Below are 18,801 nucleotides of genomic sequence, written 5' to 3'. Positions count from 1 at the left end.
AATTAAAAAGAGCCCAATGAAGGGCTCTTTTTCGCATATTGGTTAGAGAGGCGGTTTAAACGAGGCCTTGCTCTTTTGCCATTCTGCTTGCAATGCCGGGTGCTTTCCAAATGCTTGGCAGCAAAATGAAAGACACAGGCACGGCAGTAATTACAATGAAAGACTGCAATGCAGAAATACCACCAGAGCCCATTGAGATAAGCGCAACAGCGACAATACCCATAATCAGCCCCCAGAACGAGCGAATCACTGCGTTTGGTTCTGTTGAGCCCGTCATCACTACACTGATTGTGTAAGTCATCGAGTCACCCGTCGTCACGATAAATGTTGTCGTTAAGATCAGGAACAGAACCGAAATGATCATTGGGTAAGGTAATTCACCAGTAATCGCTAGCAGTGCTGCGGGCAAGTTAAAGCCTTCAAACGCAGATGAAATCAAACCAGGGTTATCAAGTTCAAACGCAAGGCCACTGCCACCAACGATACTAAACCAGAAGCAAGTAATCAGCGGTGCCGCGATGCTAATAGACATGATTAATTGGCGAATTGTACGACCACGAGAGATACGAGCAATAAAGATCGCCATCATTGGGCCATAACCGATAAACCAACCCCAGAAGAATACTGTCCACCAACTTAGCCAGCCTGTATCACCACGGTAAAGTGCCATAGGGAAGAAGTTATCCACCATACGACCAACGCCTTGCACGTAGCCATCAACGATAAAGCTTGTCGGCCCGAAGAACAGGATGTAACCAATTAATAGTACAGACAAAATAATGTTGTAACGACTGACGATTTGAATACCCTTGCTCAAACCGCTCAGTGCGGAAAGGGTATACATCAGGATCGCCGCCATAATAACCATACTTTGCGTTACGAACGTATCTGGCAGGCCAAACAATGAGTTTAGCGCGTAGCTAATTTGTAAACCTAAGAAGCCGATAGGACCGATGGTTCCTGCTGCTACTGCAATGATGCTACATGCGTCAGCAACATCACCAATCCAGCCTTTAATGGCTTTATCACCAAACACAGGGTAAAGCAGAGTACGCGGCTTAAGAGGCAGGCCTTTATCGTAATGCAAGTGCATTAAGACAATGGAAGATAGACCACCAAGGATCGCCCAAGCTAAGAAGCCCCAGTGCATAAAAGACTGAGATAGGGCATTGATTGCGGCAGTTTTCGGTGAGGCTTCCCCGTATAGAGGCGGAGCAGTCACAAAGTGCGCGATAGGCTCAGCTGCGGCCCAGAACACACCACCACCTGCAAGTAGAGTACAGAGTACGATTGACAACCACTTAAAGTTATCAATATCAGGTTTCGCTAGACCACCTAGGCGCACATAACCAGTGCGACCAAACGCAAGAGCCAAACCAATTAGGAAATTCAGAAGAAGCAGTACTTGCCAGTAAGCTCCGAAATATTTAGTAGCAAAGCCGAAGCCGGTGTTAACCATTGCGGTTAGAGAGTCGGTATTCGTTAGAGCAAGTAAAACGAATAGAGTGAGGAAGCTACCACTTAACCAAAAGACAGGATTGGTGAGTTCGAGGCGCTTGAGTAAAGATGGGGGATGAATAGCAGAATAGTCAGCATCCTGAATAGGCGCTGTGTGGGAGGCGGCATTCGTCATATTTGACATAATTACTTCGCTTTTTAGGGCTATGAAGCCGTGCATTTCCCCTCACATCGTTTCAACGAAAAGTGTGAGGATGTTCAAAAAGCCGATGATGTTAACATGTCGAAGTTGCAAATATAACCTTAGATTTCGATTAATTTTTAACAGGTTAGCCAAGTTGCTGATTTTTGGGTAGAGATCAAAAGAAAGAGTTTTTACGTGAAATGCACCGCATTTCGTATGTAATTAACATTTCCCTTGTTTTTGCATGGGTTTATCAGGATTACATTGAGAAAACATGTTTTTCCCAAGCTAAGGTTTAACTCGATGGCTCACTTCGAACTTAACGGGCAGTGGATGCTTACCTCGCCACAGCGCCCCAATCTTGAAATTCCAATGTTTATTCCGGGCGATAATGTGTCGGCGCTTTTACAAGCAGAGCAGATTCCAGATCCTTATTTTGCCGATAATGAAAACAAAGTTCGATGGATTGAAGAGTGTGAGTGGCATATCTCACGTGAGTTTGACGTCGACGCGTTTACGTTGTCTGCCAAGCAAATTTGGATGACGCTAACTCGTGTCGATACATTGGCAACCTTCTATGTTAATGGTGAGCTAGCACTAACTTGCAGCAACATGTTTACCCAGCAACGTGTGGATATTAAACCGCATTTAAAGCAAGGTACTAACACGATTCGGGTTGAGTTTGCTCGGGCGGATTTAGAAGGTATCGCAAGAGCAAAAAAACTGCCATTTCCTATTCCATCGGCAATGGGCAACAACCAAATTCCACACATGAACTTGATCCGCAAAACACAATGCCATTCCGGATGGGACTGGGGCATTTGCTTGATGGTATCGGGTATTTACGACCCCATTCAAATCGACATTGTGAATGAGCTTTGGCTCAAAGGCTTCTCGACAGAGCAGCAATGGCAAGCCGATGGGAGTGTGTTTCTTGATGTAGTAGTTGAAGTGGAAACGGACAGTCAACGCCATGAAATGATTGTTGAATTTAATGGTGAGCGTCAATGTATTCAAACAAAAGGAAGTGATCACTATCATTGCCAGTTCCACATTTTTGAGCCTCAACGCTGGTGGCCATCGGGTTATGGCGAAGCGTATCTCTATCCCATTACCATTTCTTGCAGAGAGCAAAAGTTAACGCACAACATTGGTTTGCGTCAGTTAACCCTAAATAACCAAGCTGATGAGCACGGCTCTGCAATGGAATTTATCGTCAATGGCGTACCGATTAATGCTAAAGGTGCCAACTGGATCCCTATTGACGCAATGCCGGGGCGAGAGTGCGAAACACGTTATCGCAACCTTTTGCAAAGTGCGGTTGATGCCAACATGAACATGATTCGCGTATGGGGCGGTGGTCAGTACGAGAGTGAAACCTTTTATAACCTTTGTGATGAACTTGGCTTGTTGGTGTGGCAAGACATGATGTTCGCCTGCTCGTTGTACCCATCAAACGACGAGTTTTTAAAAGAGGTAGAAGAAGAACTTAGATTCCAAATCCCGAGGCTCAAGGAGCACCCATCAATCGCACTTTGGTGTGGTGACAATGAAGTGATTGGAGCTATTGGTTGGTATGACGAATCTAAGCGCAGCAAAGTCAAATACACGGTAAACTACGATCGCCTCAACCGCATGATTGAGAAGGAGATTACCGAGCGAGATAGCACTCGCCGTTTCTGGCCAAGTTCCCCATGTAATGGTGAACTGGATTTCGGTGATGCGTGGCATGATGATAGTAAAGGCGATATGCACTTTTGGGACGTTTGGCATTCAGGAAAATCATTCAGTGCCTACGTTGACGTGAATCCTCGTTTTTGCTCTGAGTTTGGTTTTCAATCTTGGCCATCTTTTGCTGAAGTTAAGCGGTTTGTCCCTGAGCAAGACTGGAATATTACATCCCCAACTTTCGAACAACATCAGAAGAACCCTCGAGGTCATAGTATTATCACAGAGATGTTCACGCGCTATTTTCGTTTTCCCTCTGGATTTGAGAGTATGCTGTATTTAAGTCAAGTTCAGCAGGCAATCGCGATCAAAACTGCATGCGATCATTGGCGTGCCATTTCTCCAGTTTGTCGCGGCATGCTGTACTGGCAACTCAACGACAATTGGCCTGTCAGTTCTTGGTCTAGTTTGGAATACAGTGGTCGATGGAAGCAGTTGCACTACCATGCAAAACGCTTTTTTGCGCCGCAGTATTTGGTATTTTCCGAGCATACAGGCATGTTGAGCCTACATTTGCTCAATGATGCCAAAGAGTCCGCAAGCGTCAACGCACTGCTTAAGTGGGTAGATTGGCAAGGGGAAGAAAAGCAATGTTGGAGCTTAGAACAAACAGTCATAGCAGACAGCAATACGATTTTGTGGCAGTTGGATGAATTGATCGAGAAGGATGAACTTACGTCAGGCTTCTTCTATGTTGAAGCGCAAATCGGTGAAGACAGAATAAGCAACACATGGTTTAGTACTCACGAGCTAAAAACCTTGCCGATAGCGAAAGCCAATATAGATGTCTCTATTGAAGGGAGGCGAATTACATTGATTGCGGATAAGCCTGCGTTTTTTGTTCATTTGGAGAGTGATGCTGATGGAAGATTCAGTGACTCCAGTTTTACTCTGTTGGTCAACGTTCCAATGACGGTTGAGTATTTAGGTGATGATGTTTCAGGTATGCAGCAGTCGTTGAGGGTATGCCACCTTAATGATTAAAGCGGGCATAGAACATCTATATGCTGATAACTAAAAAGGGAGCGTTTGCTCCCTTTTTAGTTACCAAGTATCCGTTATTAAGCTCAGGTTGAGACAGAAGACTATTTAAGTTTCTGATGGACCCGATAGCTAACGACAAAGCCAATGTAGAATAGTGCAGCAAGAGTAATCACTGCCGTCGCGTACGCCAGCAGGCTGTTTAACCCTAAACCAAAAGCCAAAGTGAAGGCGATACCATGAATGGCTTCCGCAGGGATTCGGTACCAAGCAGCGTGGACGGAAGATCCGAATAGGATAAAGGTACTAAGTAAGACAATCGTGCCGCCTATAAAGCCGACCCATCTGCTGTTGTTCATGTTGCAGTCTCAGGGGTTACCGAGGTAACGTAACAAAATATTTCAGGATCGTATTATACAACCGATCATCGCGAAAAGCGCTAGAGAAATTTCGCGGATAAAACAGAGTGTTTTAATTCGAACAAAAGAATACGACCATAGCCAACTTAATACAGGAATAACAAAACATGTTGAGATTTATACAACGTCGTCGCATTAAGAAAGTGATTAAACTAATGAGTACTAGATTGGTGGTGGGATACGGCAGTCGTGAGTATTTTTCGGTTGATCAGGTAAAGACGAGCACCAGTGAGTTAAGCGCGTGCCAACAAAAAATTGCGTTGGCATTATATGCGGATCCGCAAGATCTTGATTTGGAAAATCAACCAGAGTTGCAAGCAATACGCTCAGACGTGGCGCATGATTTCTTTTCTGGTGCCGACTATACCGCTCAAGATGTGCTTAATTTACTCGGCTCTGGTGGCTGGAAAGGCGGCCGAATGGAAGATGGAATGTCTCATCATTTTGGTATGCACAGTCGCTATTAAAAACATGCGTTAATTTTATAAATTCGATAAATATTTTTGCTGTTAAAGATTAATTAAATTTTCTTTCAATTGGGTAACAATTACCTAATTATGCACCCGAATCCCAGCGCGTCGCTGGACTGGTTGGATTGCATACCATGAAATTAATCATCAAAGGATTGGGGCTGAGTGCTCTTGTGCTCAGCATGTTTGCTCATGCAGATAGCAAAACGTTGAACGTTTATGCATGGGGTGGCTATTTGCCGGAAGCATCGTTAAAAGCGTTTGAAAAACAAGAAGGCGTTACGATTAATTATTCGACCTTTGAGAATAATGAATCAATGTACACCAAGCTAAAATTGCTAAAAGGTTCTGGTTACGATGTGGTTTTTGCTTCTGCGTACTTCATTGAAAAAATGGGGCGAGAAGGGCTGCTTTCGAAAATAGATCACGCTCAAGTGCCAAACATGCAAGACACAATGGACGGTTTACTTGGCCAAGCGCACGATCCTAAAAATGATTACTCGCTGCCTTATATTTGGGGCATTACCGGGATTAGCTACAACGAATCCATGGTTGAGCAACCAGTGACAAAATGGGCAGACTTATGGGAGTCTCAATACGAACAACAAGTCATGTTGATTGATGACGTGCGCGATGTGTTTGGTATGGCGCTTAAGAAAAATGGCCATAGCGTGAATACAAAAGACGAAGCTGAAATCGAACAGGCTTTTGATTCTCTAGTTGCGCTGAAAAACAACGTATTACTGTATAACTCAGATGCGCCGCAAGTCCCTTACGTGTCCGGTGAAACATCGGTCGGCATGCAATGGAACGGCAACGCATTCCAAGGGCAGGTTGAAATGCCTGAGCTGAAGTTCGTGATGCCGGAAGAGGGCGCGGTATTGTGGATGGACAACTTCACTATTCCGTCTGGCAGTAAAAACAAAGCATTGGCGCATAAATTTATTAACTTCATGTACCAATCAGAGAACCAAGCGGAAATCGTGACCAGTTTGGGTTATGCGTCGGCAACGAACGCTGGGCGTGACAAATTGCCAGAAGAGTTGAAAAACAACCGTACTATTTTCCCTTCATCAGAAGACTTGAAAAAAGGCGAGTTTATTAATGATGTTGGCGCAGAAACGTTAGCGATTTACGAAAAGTACTGGCAACGTTTAAGAACGCAATAAGCAACGTCTTTGCCTATTGTTAGGCTTAAAATCGTTCAAATTTGGATTCCCCTCATCACGAAAGTGGTGAGGGGAATTTTTTTATAAGTTTTGTACTGCGAGTGTTGCTACGCGGCACGCTTTACGAGGCAGAAGTGCTTTTTACCGCGTTGCAGTAACCAATATTGATCAAACAGTGGGAAGCTTAAACTCGGGTTATCAGCCGCCACTCTTTCACCGTTTACACTGATGGCGTTGTTGCTGATGTGTTCGCGTGCAACACGCTTCGAACTTGCTAAGCCCGACTCAATCAACAGCTCAACCAAATCTTGTTGTGTGCTCTCAATGCTTGGTAAACCATCCAACTCCAACTGTTTTAATTCACCCAAACTCAGTTGTTGCACATTACCGCTGAATAAAGCTTGAGTGATACGCTCGGCACTGGCTAGGCCTTCTTCGCCATGAACAAATCGCGTCATTTCTTCAGCGAGAATACGTTGTGCTTGTGGCTTACCTTGGCTTGCTTGGTCTTGCGCTTCAATGCTGGCAATTTCTTCGCAGCTCAAGAATGTGTAGTAACGCAAGAAGTGGTAAACGTCGGCGTCTTCTGCGCCAAGCCAGAACTGGTAGAACGCGTAAGGAGAGGTTTTGCTAGGATCTAGCCATACTGCACCGCCTTCGGTTTTGCCAAATTTGGTACCATCGGATTTGGTGATCAGCGGCAGAGTTAAGCCAAATACTTGCTCACCATTTTGACGGCGAGTTAAATCGATCCCGCTGACGATGTTTCCCCATTGGTCATTGCCACCGATTTGCAAACGGCAACCGTATCGACGGTTTAGCTCGGCAAAATCGTACGATTGCAGTAGGGCGTAGCTAAATTCGGTGAAGGAGATACCTTGGTCAGGTCGTTGCAGGCGTTGTTTTACCGATTCTCGGTTTACCATAGTATTGATTGAGAAGTGCTTACCCACATCGCGGAAGAAGTCGATCACATTGATCGCTTTCATCCAGTCAGCGTTGTTTACCATGATCATCGGCTTGGCCAGTTGGTGATTCATCAACTGCTGAATTTGATTAGAAAGATCGTTAACCCAGCCTGAGACGATTTCCTCTGAGTTCAGACTGCGCTCAGTCGCTTTAAAGCTTGGGTCGCCAATCATGCCCGTTGCACCGCCAATCAAGGCAACAGCTTGGTGTCCGGCATCTTGAAAGCGCTTAAGCATAATCAAAGGCACGAGGTGGCCGATATGTAAGCTGCCAGCTGTAGGATCGAAGCCGCAGTAAACGGTTTGTGGCTGTGAGAGAAGTGTCTGAATTTCTTCCAAATCGCTGGCTTGTGCAATCAAGCCGCGATCTTGTAAATCTTGCAGTAATGGTGTCGTCATTCTTTTTGTCTGTTTTAGTGGTTGTTACATTCAGACTAAAACGCGACACCTTTTCTCGATATATCCCTTAAGGGACAGTTTTTTATCTTGAATGGAGAATGAGGTGATTGAGGAAAAGCTGGAATAACTCACTCAATGAAGACACATTTAATTGCGAGTAAATTCGCTTTCGATGATTTTTGACCGTGCCTTGAACTAAGTGTAACCGCGCGGCAATTTCTTTGGTGTCAAACCCTTGAGCGAGAAGCGAAGCCACCTCTTGTTCGCGACGGGTGAGTGATTCTACGCCAAACGTTGCTAAAGCTTGCTCAATGGCTAATCGCATACTGCCAGAATAAGCACTCTGTGCAAAAACAGGCTCAGAAAAGGTAAATTCCGTTTGTTTCCAATGCTGCTGACAAAGCGACTGAATTATCGGGAAATAGGGCTTTAGCTTATTGATTTGTTGCTGAGAAAAGTATTTTCCATCAGTCATATATCCGAAGTACAGCATGACCCAACGGCCAGATTCAACTTCGACTAGCATGCTAAGTTCGTCTTTCCACCCTGTTTGATGATAGAACTGCTCGCAGTATGAGGTGAAGTCAACGCCTTTACGCGCCACGTCTTTGAGCGTAAATACGCCTTGTTGCTTTGTCTCGTTTAGTTTGAGAAAAAAAGGGTCATTTTGAAATGAGTCAGTAAGGTAGCGTTGAAAAAGTAACTCTCGCTCGTTCTCAATTGAGTCGTAGAGATAAATAGGATGTTTACCTTCTCGGTAACCTAAAATAACTGCGCAATCAAAATGAAAAAGAGTGCGAATGACACGCATAAGTTTAGGAGTAAAGTTAGGCGTGTTAAGAGCAGAAATTGCTTCTGCTAGCAGATTATTAAAGTTATTGTCAGGCATGGGATACCGAATTGCAGGTGGTTTTGCGCAAGCATAACCAAAAGCAATCCAACGAGAAAGGGAAGTCGCCATCTTCTGGTGACTTCCATAGAGAAAGTTGCGTAAGTGCTCAGTTTTGAGGAATCATATCCCCGTTAACTTATTGATAAGGGTGCATAACAACGGTTTTATTTAAGCGATTAGTTGCTATGCATTACTGCGAGTTAGTGAGCTCTTCGTTAACCCAATATTTAGAACCAGACACGTTAGCATCGATGAGCAAACCTTTAGCGTTCAACTGATAGACGGCGACGCCGCTGTTAAATTGTTTTGAAAGTTGCTCTGAATCTTCGCCCGCAACAGCAGAGGCTTCACTTGTGGCCTCCCATCCTTCGTTGACGAACGTATCAAAGTCTTCTTTGCTCTCAAACAGAACCACTTGTTGGTAAAATTTGCCGCCAGCCCCAAGTGCAACGCCCAAACCAAACATATTCATATAAGTGCGTTCTTCTGTTTCCTTATTCACTGCGACTCCTGACCCTGAGTTGGTGTGAAACAGCAAAGATAATTTACGAGAATCAAAGACCGCGTAGCCGTACGCGTTGTCGTAAATAGCTTTTGCCTCCGGCTTTTCATTAAATAACTTGAGCAAAGCGCTATCTGCCATTAAGTCCACGGCTTGGCGAGCTTCTTCTGGCGTATCGCCTTCCATCAGCTCATCAATTTTTTTGTCGGCAGCATCTATCCATTCTTTGCTTTTCTCGATGCTGGCTTCTGTCCATTCGCCTGCGGTATTGATCGCTTCCTCGGACCAGTTCGTGAAATCTTGCCACGCTTGTTTTGAAAACGCTTTGGTATCGTCCCAAGCATCTTGTGCAGTATCAGAAACTGCGTCGCCAAGCTCAGACATTTTATTGGAAATTTCATCCCAATCGGCATAAGCAGGGGATGCCAGGAGCATCAAAGTAGTAAGGAGTGCGATAGGCTTTTTCATCAAATTCTCTCTGGAGTTATCAATATACCATTCATTTTAGGTCATCAGACTTTGATAATGAAATTGACTAAATGACGAACTTGAGAGAGGAATCACGAACTGATTGTGAAATGACGTGTGAATAACAAAGCCCTCACAAGGGGAGTGTGAGGGCTAGAGTTTATCGTGTGTTACTTGCTGCTAACTTTACCGAGTTTTAACCAAGTATCGATAACCGTATCTGGGTTTAGTGATACAGAGCTAATTCCTTGATCCATTAGCCATTCCGCTAGGTCGTCGTGGTCTGATGGGCCTTGACCACAAATACCAACGTATTTGCCTGCTTTTGTTGCCGCGTCAATCGCCATCTGAAGCATCACCTTAACCGCTGGGTTGCGCTCATCAAATAGATGTGCAACATCGCCAGAGTCACGATCAAGTCCAAGCGTTAGCTGAGTCATGTCGTTTGAGCCAATCGAGAAGCCATCAAAGTACTTCAAGAACTCATCGGCAAGGACCGCGTTGGATGGCAGTTCGCACATCATGATGACTTTAAGACCCTGATCGCCACGGCGCAGATCAAACTTCGCTAGCAAATCAATCACTGATGCTGCTTCGCTTGGTGTACGCACAAATGGGATCATGATTTCAACGTTTTTCAGACCCATTTCGTTACGAACGCGTTTAATTGCTTGAGTTTCTAGCTCGAAGCAGTCTTCAAACACTGGAGAAATGTAACGAGACGCGCCACGGAAGCCAAGCATTGGGTTTTCTTCATGCGGTTCGTAGGCTTTACCGCCAACCAAGTTGCTGTATTCGTTAGACTTAAAGTCAGACATACGAACAATAACGCGTTTCGGCCAAAATGCCGCAGCAATGGTTGCGATACCTTCTGTCAGTTTGCTTACGTAGAAATCGATAGGATCTTTGTAACCACGAATACGCTGAGTGATTTCTGCTTTTAGCTCATCGCTTTGTGCATCAAAGTTAAGTAATGCTTTCGGGTGGATACCAATCATCTTATTGATGATGAATTCAAGACGCGCAAGACCAACACCTTCATTTGGAATTTGTGCGAAGTCAAACGCGCGATCAGGGTTACCCACGTTCATCATCACTTTTGTTGGTAGCAGTGGCAGTTCATCAACAGAAGAGCGTTTTACATCAAACTCAAGTTCACCTTGGTAAACGTAGCCCGTTTCACCTTCTGAACAAGATACGGTCACGGTTGCACCATCGGTTAACTTGCTTGTCGCATCGCCACAGCCAACGATTGCAGGAATACCAAGCTCACGAGCGATGATGGCAGCGTGACACGTACGGCCACCACGGTTGGTTACGATTGCAGATGCTTTTTTCATCACTGGTTCCCAATCTGGGTCAGTCATGTCTGTAACTAGCACGTCACCTTCTTGGACTAAAGACATTTGGTCCAGAGAGTCAACCAAGCGAACCACGCCTTTACCGATGCGCTGACCGATTGCACGACCTTCAACCAAAACATCCGCTTTGTTTTGTAGCTCGTAGCGCTCAATCACGTTTTGTTCCGTTTGTGAACATACGGTTTCAGGACGCGCTTGAACAATGTACAGCTTGCCATCAATGCCATCTTTTGCCCATTCAATGTCCATTGGACGCTGATAGTGCTTTTCGATGATCATTGCTTGTTTTGCGAGCTCTTTGATCTCGTCGTCGTTCAATGAGAACGTGTTGCGCTCTTCATCAGAAGTATCAACGATATCAACTTGTTTGCCGATTTCTTGGTTATCTGAGTAGATCATTTTGATCAACTTAGAACCAAATGTTTTCTTAACGATTGGGTGTTCGCCTGCTTCAAGCATTGGCTTGTGAACGTAGAACTCGTCAGGGTTTACTGCACCTTGAACGACCATCTCGCCTAGACCCCATGAAGAGGTGATGAAGACAACTTGGTCGAAACCCGATTCAGTGTCTAGTGTAAACATAACACCCGATGAGGCTTTATCTGAACGCACCATACGTTGGATACCCGCAGATAGCGAGATGCCACGGTGGTCGAACCCTTGGTGAACGCGGTAAGAAATCGCACGGTCGTTAAATAGAGAAGCGTAAACGTGCTTAGTTGCTTCTAGTACTGCGTCGATGCCTTTCACGTTCAAAAACGTTTCTTGCTGACCAGCAAAAGAAGCATCAGGTAGGTCTTCTGCCGTAGCAGATGAACGAACTGCGACTGAAAGCTCAGGATTGCCTTCGATCAGTTCTTGGTAATTTTCACGAATTTCTTGTTCAAGGTCCGCAGGGAAAGGGGCCTCTAATACCCATTGACGAATGTTTGCACCTGTCTTACGCAGAGCTTCTACATCTTCAACGTCTAGTTCATCGAGTAATTGGTGAATACGCTCATCCAAACCTTCGTGGTCAAGGAATTGGTTAAACGCGTATGAGGTTGTCGCAAAACCATTTGGTACAGAAACGCCTGCGTTTGCTAGGTTAGATACCATTTCGCCAAGTGAAGCATTCTTACCGCCGACTTTGTCGACATCATCCATGGATAGGCCATTGAACCAGAGGGTGTTCTTTTGCATGTCTTTCTCCAGAAACATTGCAGCTTAGTAGGGGGACTTAAATCGATCTAAACAATCGCATGTTGGCTGTTATTACACGTTGACCATACATTGCTTCATTCAGATTGATATCAAAGGCAAACGATTACGTTCTGGCTGAAAAAAATTCAAAAGAATTTTTAAAGCTGTGGTGAACCTAACTGAAAGCCAAACTGATTTATTAATATTATGTGTACCATCCTACTCAAAAGATTTTGAAAAATTAAACAGAAATGCAAATAAATAACCAAAGTCGTGATGTGTTCTATGTTTCTGACGGTACGGCGATAACATGTGAGACATTAGGGCATGTTGTTCTCGGTCAATTTCCGTTCATTCCTAACGAAAAAACCTTTCCGTTTGTAGAAAGCCAGGACAAAGCTACTGACGTAGTCAAAGAAATTGAAACTTCCTACCAGCGCAATGGCGTCAAACCTCTGGTCTTTTTCTCAATTGTCGTTCCAGAAGTACGTGAAATGCTGCTTGAAGCGCCGGCATACAGTTACGATGTGTTGGAGAGTATTGTGCAGAAAGTGCAAGACGACATTCAGATGGCACCAAAGCCTAAGTTGCAGCGTTCTCGCAGTGTGGGGAAAGATTCCGACACCTATTTTGACCGTATTGCGGCTATTGAATACACATTGGCGCATGATGATGGCATCACGCTAAAAGGGTTGGAACAAGCCGATATTATCCTGCTGGGAGTATCGCGCAGCGGAAAAACGCCGACTAGCTTGTACATGGCGATGCAATTTGGTTTACGTGTTGTGAACTATCCGTTCATTGCGGAAGATGTGAAGATGATGCGTTTGTTGCCTGAGTTTGAGATCCATCGTCATAAGTTGTTTGGGCTGACTATCGATCCCGAGCGCTTGACTGAAATCCGTGAAAATCGTTTGTCTGGAAGTGATTACGCTAGCACAGAGCAGTGCAAGCTGGAGCTAGACACTGTTGAGGCGTTGTTTAGAAGAGAGGCGATCCCATATATCAATACGTCCTCTCTGTCTGTTGAGGAAATTACTACGCGTATTCTGGAAAAAGCAGGAATGAAGCGTCGCTTGTTTGGCTAACAAGAGACGCTCATGTCGCTATGTGTAAGAGGAGGTAAGGTGTGTACCTCCTCTATCGAATGAACCTTAGACAGAATTAATAGTATTGGAACATCTTTTGGATGTCTTGATAGTTTTTGGTCTGAGTCAGTGACAGCATCAGTAAGATACGTGCTTTTTGTGGGTTCAATGTACCAGCGGCAACAAAGCCGTATTTTTCGTCATCAATTTCAGCATCCAAAGTGGTTGAGCCGCTAGGCGTTCGGGAGCTTCTTACAACAACAACGCCATCTTTACTCGCTTTCTCTAGCTCATCAAACACAGTGTGGTACAAGTTACCATTACCGACACCAGCACTTACGATGCCGTCAAACTTCGCATCCACAAAGGCTTTCACTGGCAAATTGGAGGCATTTGCATAGTTATAAACAATACCGACCTTAGGCAACTTAGTAAGCTTTGATACATCGAATGGGGTTTCTGTCGTATGTTTACGCTCTGGGCTTCGTTGATATTTGGCATCGCTATTATGAATGTAGCCGATAGCACCAAAGTTGGGTGACTGGAAAGTGCTGACGGAGGTTGTATTGGTTTTTGTCACATCTCGCGCATCGAAAATCGTGTCATTCATTGCGACTAGCACGCCACGTCCTTCTGAATCTTCATCGGTGGCTGTTACGACTGCATTGTATAAGTTGACTGGTCCATCAGCACTCATTGCGGTGGAAGGACGCATTGCACCGACGATCACGACAGGCTTTTTGCTCTTGACGGTCAGATCAAGGAAGTAAGCGGTTTCCTCTAACGTATCCGTACCATGAGTAATGACGATGCCGTCAACATCATCTTGAGCGAGTAGCTCATTAACTCTTTTCGATAATTTTAGCCACACTTCATCATTCATATCTTGTGAACCGATACTGACCACTTGCTCTCCAGAAATATCGGCAATGTTGGTCATACTCGGCACCGCAGAAATCAATGATTCAACGCCGACTTTACCTGCTGTGTAGTTTGACTCGGTTGCAGATTGACCTGCGCCTGCTATGGTGCCGCCAGTGGCAAGAATTTTAATGTTCGGAAGATCGGATTGCGCGAAAGACAAAGAACTAAGGCACAAACCAAGGGTTATCGTACTGAGGCGGAAAAGATTTTTCGTCATGGGAATCACCTGCTGTTAGGTTGGATGTTGGGGAACTCATCTATCCTAAAAACAGCGGGTTAGATTTTTTGAGTACTAGTTCAACAAATTGCAGATGAAGATCGTGATCAACTAATCACTTAAAGAATATCAAATCAACCAGTTAACCTAATTGATGTGCTTCTTTAACAAGTGAGATGTGCTAGTAACGTGCACAACGTGTTAAGCCCTATAATTTATTGATTTATAAATAAAGGAGGTAGGAGTCTCGTGATGAGGTTACTAAACATGAATTTAGCCGTGCAATTTTTCAAAGTTTACAGTGTAAAAAAAAGCGGCTTTACCCCGGAACAGATAAAAGCCGCTTGCCAATGATGTGTTAATTCACATCTTATCGCATAATCATTTGTTCACGACCAGGACCCACAGACACCATTTTTACTGGTACGCCCATGAGTTCCTCAATGCGTAGAACGTATTTCTGTGCTGCTACTGGAAGCTCTTCAAACTTACGACAACCTGTGATGTCCTCGCTCCAGCTTTCCATCTTCTCGTAGATTGGCGCAAGAGAGGCAGTTTGAGGCCAGATTGGGTTTTCGCTGTGGTCGCCTTCGTAGCCAACACAGATTTTCAGATCGTTAAGGCCAGTCAAACAGTCTACTTTCGTTAGTGCAATTTCAGTTGCGGCTTGCAGTTCAACGCCATTCTTCGTAGCGACTGCGTCGAAGTAGCCCATGTCGCGTGGACGACCCGTAGTTGCACCGAACTCGCCAGCAAGTTCGCGGAAAGCGTCTTGCTCTTCCATTGCAGTGATCAACGTACCAGTACCCACTGATGAGCTGAAGGCTTTTGCAACCGCAATAACGCGTTCAGGACGAAGTGCCGGAAGGCCACTACCGATACCCGCGTACATTGATACAACGTTAGAAGATGTTGTCCAAGGGTACTCACCGTAAACAAGGTCACGACCCGCGCCAAGCTGCGCTTCGAACAATAGAGTTTTGTCTTTCGCTTGTAGTTCTTTTAGAGGAAGCGTTACGTTGCAAATTGAATCGCGCCAAGGTGCAGAGACTTCTAGCAGCCAGTTCGCCAGTTCTTCAGCGGTTTGTTCAAACTCGAACGTCGGGTAAAGTGCACGCAGTTGCGGCAGTTTCCAATCCATCATGAATTGAAGGCGTTCAACCAATACTTCTGGTTGCTTCAACCAACCAACTAGGATGCCTTTCTTCATTACGCGGTCACCGTACGCAGGTGCAATACCTTGACGAGTTGAACCGTATGCTTTGTCGCCTAAACGTTGTTCTTCTAGCGTATCTTCTAGTGCGTGTAGAGGTAGACACAGTGTTGCGCGATCTGAGATGCACATATTCACTTTTACGCCTGCTTCTTCAACTTCCGCAATCTCCTGAGACAGCAACGCAGGGCTGATAACCATACCCGGACCTAACACTGCCAAACAGTCTGGGTTGAATACGCCACTTGGTAGCTGGTGCAGCTTAAACGTACCTAGATCGTTAACCACGGTGTGACCCGCGTTGTTACCACCTTGGAAACGAATGCTCGCAGAAGCTTGCTCTGCCAAAAAGTCAACGATGCGGCCTTTGCCTTCATCACCCCAGTTTGCACCCACAACAACGATAGACGACATAATTTAATCTCCAAAAACAGATGCAAAAATCTTAAGGTGTTCGCCATAATAAGAGAAATTAATTATACTCATTAACTTGATAAGAATCTCATATCGGAATTGGCAATGTTAGATTTGAACTGGCTGCGAACCTTCGTAACTCTTGCAGAGGTAAAACACTTTGGTAAAACAGCGACGGAACTCCACATGACACAGCCGAACGTAAGTTTGCATATCAAGCAGTTGGAGCAAGCCACGCGCACGAAATTGATTGAGCGAAATCCTGTGCAGTTGACGCAAGCGGGGAAGCGTTTGTTAGCTACGGCGCAGCGGATGCTCAATGAGCTGCAAATTTGTCAGTCGGATCTCAATGCCATCAACGATCTTACGCAGGGGACGCTTTCTATTGCGGCGAGCGATATTGTTTCACGTTTACTGCTTATCAAACCATTTCAGCAATTCAAAAGTGAATATCCGGGGATCGACTTGGCATTGTTCAATACCACATCTTCTCAAGCGGTGGATTTGGTGAAAAGTGCGCGTGCCGATATCGGCTTTGTTATCGCACAAAAAGAGAGTCAACCGCTGCATTTTACGCCTCTCACGCAGATTCACTGGTGTGCGTTTGGCGATAACATTTTTGAGTGGCAAGACAATCGAAAAGAGAGCCAGACGCTGATCCTGCTAGGGCACGATACTCGAACCCGAGAGCTGATTGATTCGTCTTTACCTGAACTAAATCTGCCTAAGCATCGCGTGATGGAAGTGGGCAGTGTGGAAGCACAAATCGACTGGGCGGAAGCGGGGTTTGGGACTGCTATTGTGCCGGATTTCTCGCTCGATCCGAGATTAAAGCTTTCTCGTGAAGTTACGCCTTTGCCAAGTTTTCCAAACACTGATTTCGGCTACATCGTGCGTCAAAATCAGGTGTTATCCAAAGCGGCAAAACAGTTGCTGGCATGGGTTGGCGAGAATGTGTCGGTGGTTGAGGGCTAAGACGATGAAAGAAAAGGCCATGAAAGAGACGAAGATTACGATTTCGCTCCCATCCTTGATTCACCGTATTGGGGGCGACCATGCCAAGCGAGCGAAAACACTCGCAGCAGAAAAACAGTGCGATCTTAAGCGAATTAGACGATCTCGTCACTGGCAAATCTCGGGCGAGGCTTTGGATGTAAAAGCGTTTTTAGAGCATCTCAAAAACGAAGAAGCAGAGACGATGCGATTTGCGATCAACAAGATCGAACAAGCTCTACTTGCTCACCAAGACAAATTGGAACCTTTGGACGTGAAGTTGATACGTTTGGTGAGACAAAGCCCAAACATCACCTTAGCGGAGCTGATGGCTGAAACGAACTGCACGTTAGTTCAAGCTCGCGCGGCACGATTTGATGCTGAGTTGCTTTAAGATCGGTTTGTGGTTTACTCACTTTATTAACAGATGTTAGGGTACCGATCAAAATCACTCACTAAGACCATTTTATTATGGATATTTGGCAGCTTCTCCTTTTTATCCCTGCTTGCTTTGCTCTAAATATGGCTCCAGGCCCAAACAATTTATTGGCAATGAATAATGCGCGTTGTTACGGCTTTAGGGCCGCGTTTACGGCCAGTTTAGGCAGAATTGCTGCTTTTTCAGCGATGATTGCGTTGTCTGCATCAGGTCTGGCTGTGATTTTGTATACGTCAGAAATGCTATTTTTGGCAATAAAGCTGGTAGGGGCGCTGTATCTACTGTGGATTGCGTTTAACCTTTGGCGTTCAGAGTCCAGCCCGATCTCTGACTTGGACAATTCGCGCAATTACGCAGGACTTGCGAAGCAAGAATTTACGCTTGCTGCTGGCAACCCGAAAGCGATACTTATTTTTACTGCATTCTTGCCGCAATTTGTTGATGCCAATGCCAACGTTCAAGAGCAGTTTTTTGCCCTTGGCTCCACGTTTTTGATATTAGAAATGGTCGCCATTTCAATCTATGCCATCTTTGGTTTGTACTTGAGACACTGGTTTTCAAATCCAAAAATGGCGAAACGTTTCAATCGCGGATGTTCGTTGTTTTTAGCAGCATCAGGTGCGAATTTGCTACTAAGTAAGCAATAACAACACATCATCTCCGTAGATTATTTTTCTATAAAAAAAGCCGCTGATGTTACATCAGCGGCTCTTTTAGTTGATGCATCGATTATTTATTGTTACCACATCAAATCGTCAGGCACGACGAAATCTGCGTATGGATCGTCTTCTGCTGGAATGTCCGATTCAGGTTCTTTTTGTTCGATGATGACGGACTCATCACGTTGAGCAATTTTATTCGCTACTCCACGTGGAATGACAACATAGCTTTCACCAACAATTGCGATTGCCAAAATACCTTTGATCAACTGCTCGCGGATAAGTGAATCTACATAAAGAGATTTCACTAGCGTACCGTGAGTGAAGTTGTATTTGATGTCGCCATCTTTTAAGTCGATCTTGTTCATCTCAATCAATTGATTGATCTGCGCTTTGATCTCTTTGTTTAATCGCTCAGCATTTTGCTGCTCGCTCAATTGTTTATCACGCTCTAACTGTTGACGTTTATTCTCTTCAACCGCCGCTTTTACTTCGCGTGCTTGAACGCGTGATTTTTTAGAGCCTTTCTTCGCTTTCTTTAGTTTCTTTTCATTAACTAAGCCAGCTTTCAGCATTTGTTCTTGAAGGGTAAGTTTTGCCATGTTTTATCCAGTTAGTGCGCAATTTTGGGCATTTTACCCACTATTGCCACTTGTAGTAAATAATAGTGCTT

The 18,801-nt window shown here is 44.9% G+C and carries 16 protein-coding genes; 7 read left to right on the top strand and 9 right to left on the bottom strand.

Annotated elements, in window-relative coordinates; all coding sequences use genetic code 11:
• Window positions 1-55: 55 nt before the first annotated feature.
• Window positions 56-1,642 (bottom strand): BCCT family transporter, encoded by a 1,587-nt coding sequence (locus R7Z49_RS00895; protein ID WP_318111182.1) that lies wholly within the window; start codon window positions 1,640-1,642, stop codon window positions 56-58.
• Between the two features lie 303 nt (window positions 1,643-1,945).
• Between R7Z49_RS00895 and R7Z49_RS00890 the strand changes: the two genes are divergently transcribed.
• Window positions 1,946-4,354 (top strand): beta-mannosidase, encoded by a 2,409-nt coding sequence (locus tag R7Z49_RS00890; protein WP_017633569.1) that lies wholly within the window; start codon window positions 1,946-1,948, stop codon window positions 4,352-4,354.
• Between the two features lie 101 nt (window positions 4,355-4,455).
• Here the strand turns inward: R7Z49_RS00890 and R7Z49_RS00885 are convergent, their stop codons facing one another.
• A complete protein-coding gene (locus tag R7Z49_RS00885; RefSeq protein ID WP_005387084.1) occupies window positions 4,456-4,710 on the bottom strand; it encodes a hypothetical protein in 255 nt (84 codons plus the stop codon).
• 167 nt (window positions 4,711-4,877) lie between these two features.
• On the opposite strand from R7Z49_RS00885, the gene R7Z49_RS00880 reads away from it, so the two are divergent.
• Both R7Z49_RS00880 and R7Z49_RS00875 read left to right on the top strand, forming a co-directional pair.
• A complete protein-coding gene (locus tag R7Z49_RS00880; RefSeq protein ID WP_017633570.1) occupies window positions 4,878-5,237 on the top strand; it encodes a DUF6559 family protein in 360 nt (119 codons plus the stop codon).
• A 137-nt stretch (window positions 5,238-5,374) separates the two neighbouring features.
• Entirely contained in the window at window positions 5,375-6,409 is a 1,035-nt protein-coding gene (locus R7Z49_RS00875) for a PotD/PotF family extracellular solute-binding protein (RefSeq protein WP_017633571.1), read from the top strand.
• 107 nt (window positions 6,410-6,516) lie between these two features.
• Here the strand turns inward: R7Z49_RS00875 and tyrS are convergent, their stop codons facing one another.
• The 4 genes from tyrS to ppsA form a co-directional block, all read right to left on the bottom strand.
• Window positions 6,517-7,776, bottom strand: coding sequence for a tyrosine--tRNA ligase (tyrS, locus tag R7Z49_RS00870; RefSeq protein ID WP_017633572.1), 1,260 nt, complete (start codon window positions 7,774-7,776; stop codon window positions 6,517-6,519).
• A gap of 82 nt (window positions 7,777-7,858) precedes the next feature.
• The gene (locus R7Z49_RS00865) at window positions 7,859-8,665 is read right to left on the bottom strand and encodes a response regulator transcription factor (RefSeq protein ID WP_021707696.1); all 807 of its coding nucleotides are present in this window, start codon (window positions 8,663-8,665) and stop codon (window positions 7,859-7,861) included.
• Between the two features lie 193 nt (window positions 8,666-8,858).
• Window positions 8,859-9,638, bottom strand: a complete 780-nt coding sequence (locus tag R7Z49_RS00860) for a hypothetical protein (RefSeq protein ID WP_005373824.1) — start codon at window positions 9,636-9,638, stop codon at window positions 8,859-8,861.
• Between the two features lie 170 nt (window positions 9,639-9,808).
• Window positions 9,809-12,181: a phosphoenolpyruvate synthase gene (ppsA, locus tag R7Z49_RS00855; RefSeq protein WP_005373822.1), complete on the bottom strand. Its 2,373-nt coding sequence runs from the start codon at window positions 12,179-12,181 to the stop codon at window positions 9,809-9,811.
• 251 nt (window positions 12,182-12,432) lie between these two features.
• Here ppsA and R7Z49_RS00850 point away from each other — a divergent pair, with 251 nt between their 5' ends.
• Window positions 12,433-13,269: a pyruvate, water dikinase regulatory protein gene (locus R7Z49_RS00850; protein ID WP_005373820.1), complete on the top strand. Its 837-nt coding sequence runs from the start codon at window positions 12,433-12,435 to the stop codon at window positions 13,267-13,269.
• A 76-nt stretch (window positions 13,270-13,345) separates the two neighbouring features.
• Here R7Z49_RS00850 and ansB read toward each other — a convergent pair whose 3' ends face one another.
• Window positions 13,346-14,410 (bottom strand): L-asparaginase 2, encoded by a 1,065-nt coding sequence (gene ansB, locus R7Z49_RS00845; RefSeq protein WP_053304594.1) that lies wholly within the window; start codon window positions 14,408-14,410, stop codon window positions 13,346-13,348.
• Window positions 14,411-14,780: 370 nt separating this feature from the next.
• The gene (locus tag R7Z49_RS00840; protein WP_005373814.1) at window positions 14,781-16,037 is read right to left on the bottom strand and encodes an adenylosuccinate synthase; all 1,257 of its coding nucleotides are present in this window, start codon (window positions 16,035-16,037) and stop codon (window positions 14,781-14,783) included.
• A gap of 105 nt (window positions 16,038-16,142) precedes the next feature.
• On the opposite strand from R7Z49_RS00840, the gene R7Z49_RS00835 reads away from it, so the two are divergent.
• The 3 genes from R7Z49_RS00835 to R7Z49_RS00825 all read left to right on the top strand — a co-directional run bounded on the left by R7Z49_RS00835 (window position 16,143) and on the right by R7Z49_RS00825 (window position 18,116).
• Window positions 16,143-17,012, top strand: coding sequence for a LysR family transcriptional regulator (locus R7Z49_RS00835; protein WP_186585494.1), 870 nt, complete (start codon window positions 16,143-16,145; stop codon window positions 17,010-17,012).
• A 19-nt stretch (window positions 17,013-17,031) separates the two neighbouring features.
• A complete protein-coding gene (locus R7Z49_RS00830) occupies window positions 17,032-17,424 on the top strand; it encodes a ribosome recycling factor family protein (RefSeq protein ID WP_318111178.1) in 393 nt (130 codons plus the stop codon).
• A gap of 77 nt (window positions 17,425-17,501) precedes the next feature.
• Entirely contained in the window at window positions 17,502-18,116 is a 615-nt protein-coding gene (locus R7Z49_RS00825) for a LysE family translocator (RefSeq protein ID WP_017633575.1), read from the top strand.
• A 92-nt stretch (window positions 18,117-18,208) separates the two neighbouring features.
• Here the strand turns inward: R7Z49_RS00825 and R7Z49_RS00820 are convergent, their stop codons facing one another.
• Window positions 18,209-18,730, bottom strand: coding sequence for a DUF2058 domain-containing protein (locus tag R7Z49_RS00820; RefSeq protein ID WP_017633576.1), 522 nt, complete (start codon window positions 18,728-18,730; stop codon window positions 18,209-18,211).
• Between the last annotated feature and the right edge of the window lie 71 nt (window positions 18,731-18,801).

It is taken from the genome of Vibrio sp. 1562, from assembly GCF_033340155.1.
Taxonomy (GTDB): Bacteria; Pseudomonadota; Gammaproteobacteria; order Enterobacterales; family Vibrionaceae; genus Vibrio; species Vibrio alginolyticus.
The sequence above is the reverse complement of the archived record's forward strand: the minus strand, read 5'-3'. Positions and strand labels throughout refer to the sequence as shown.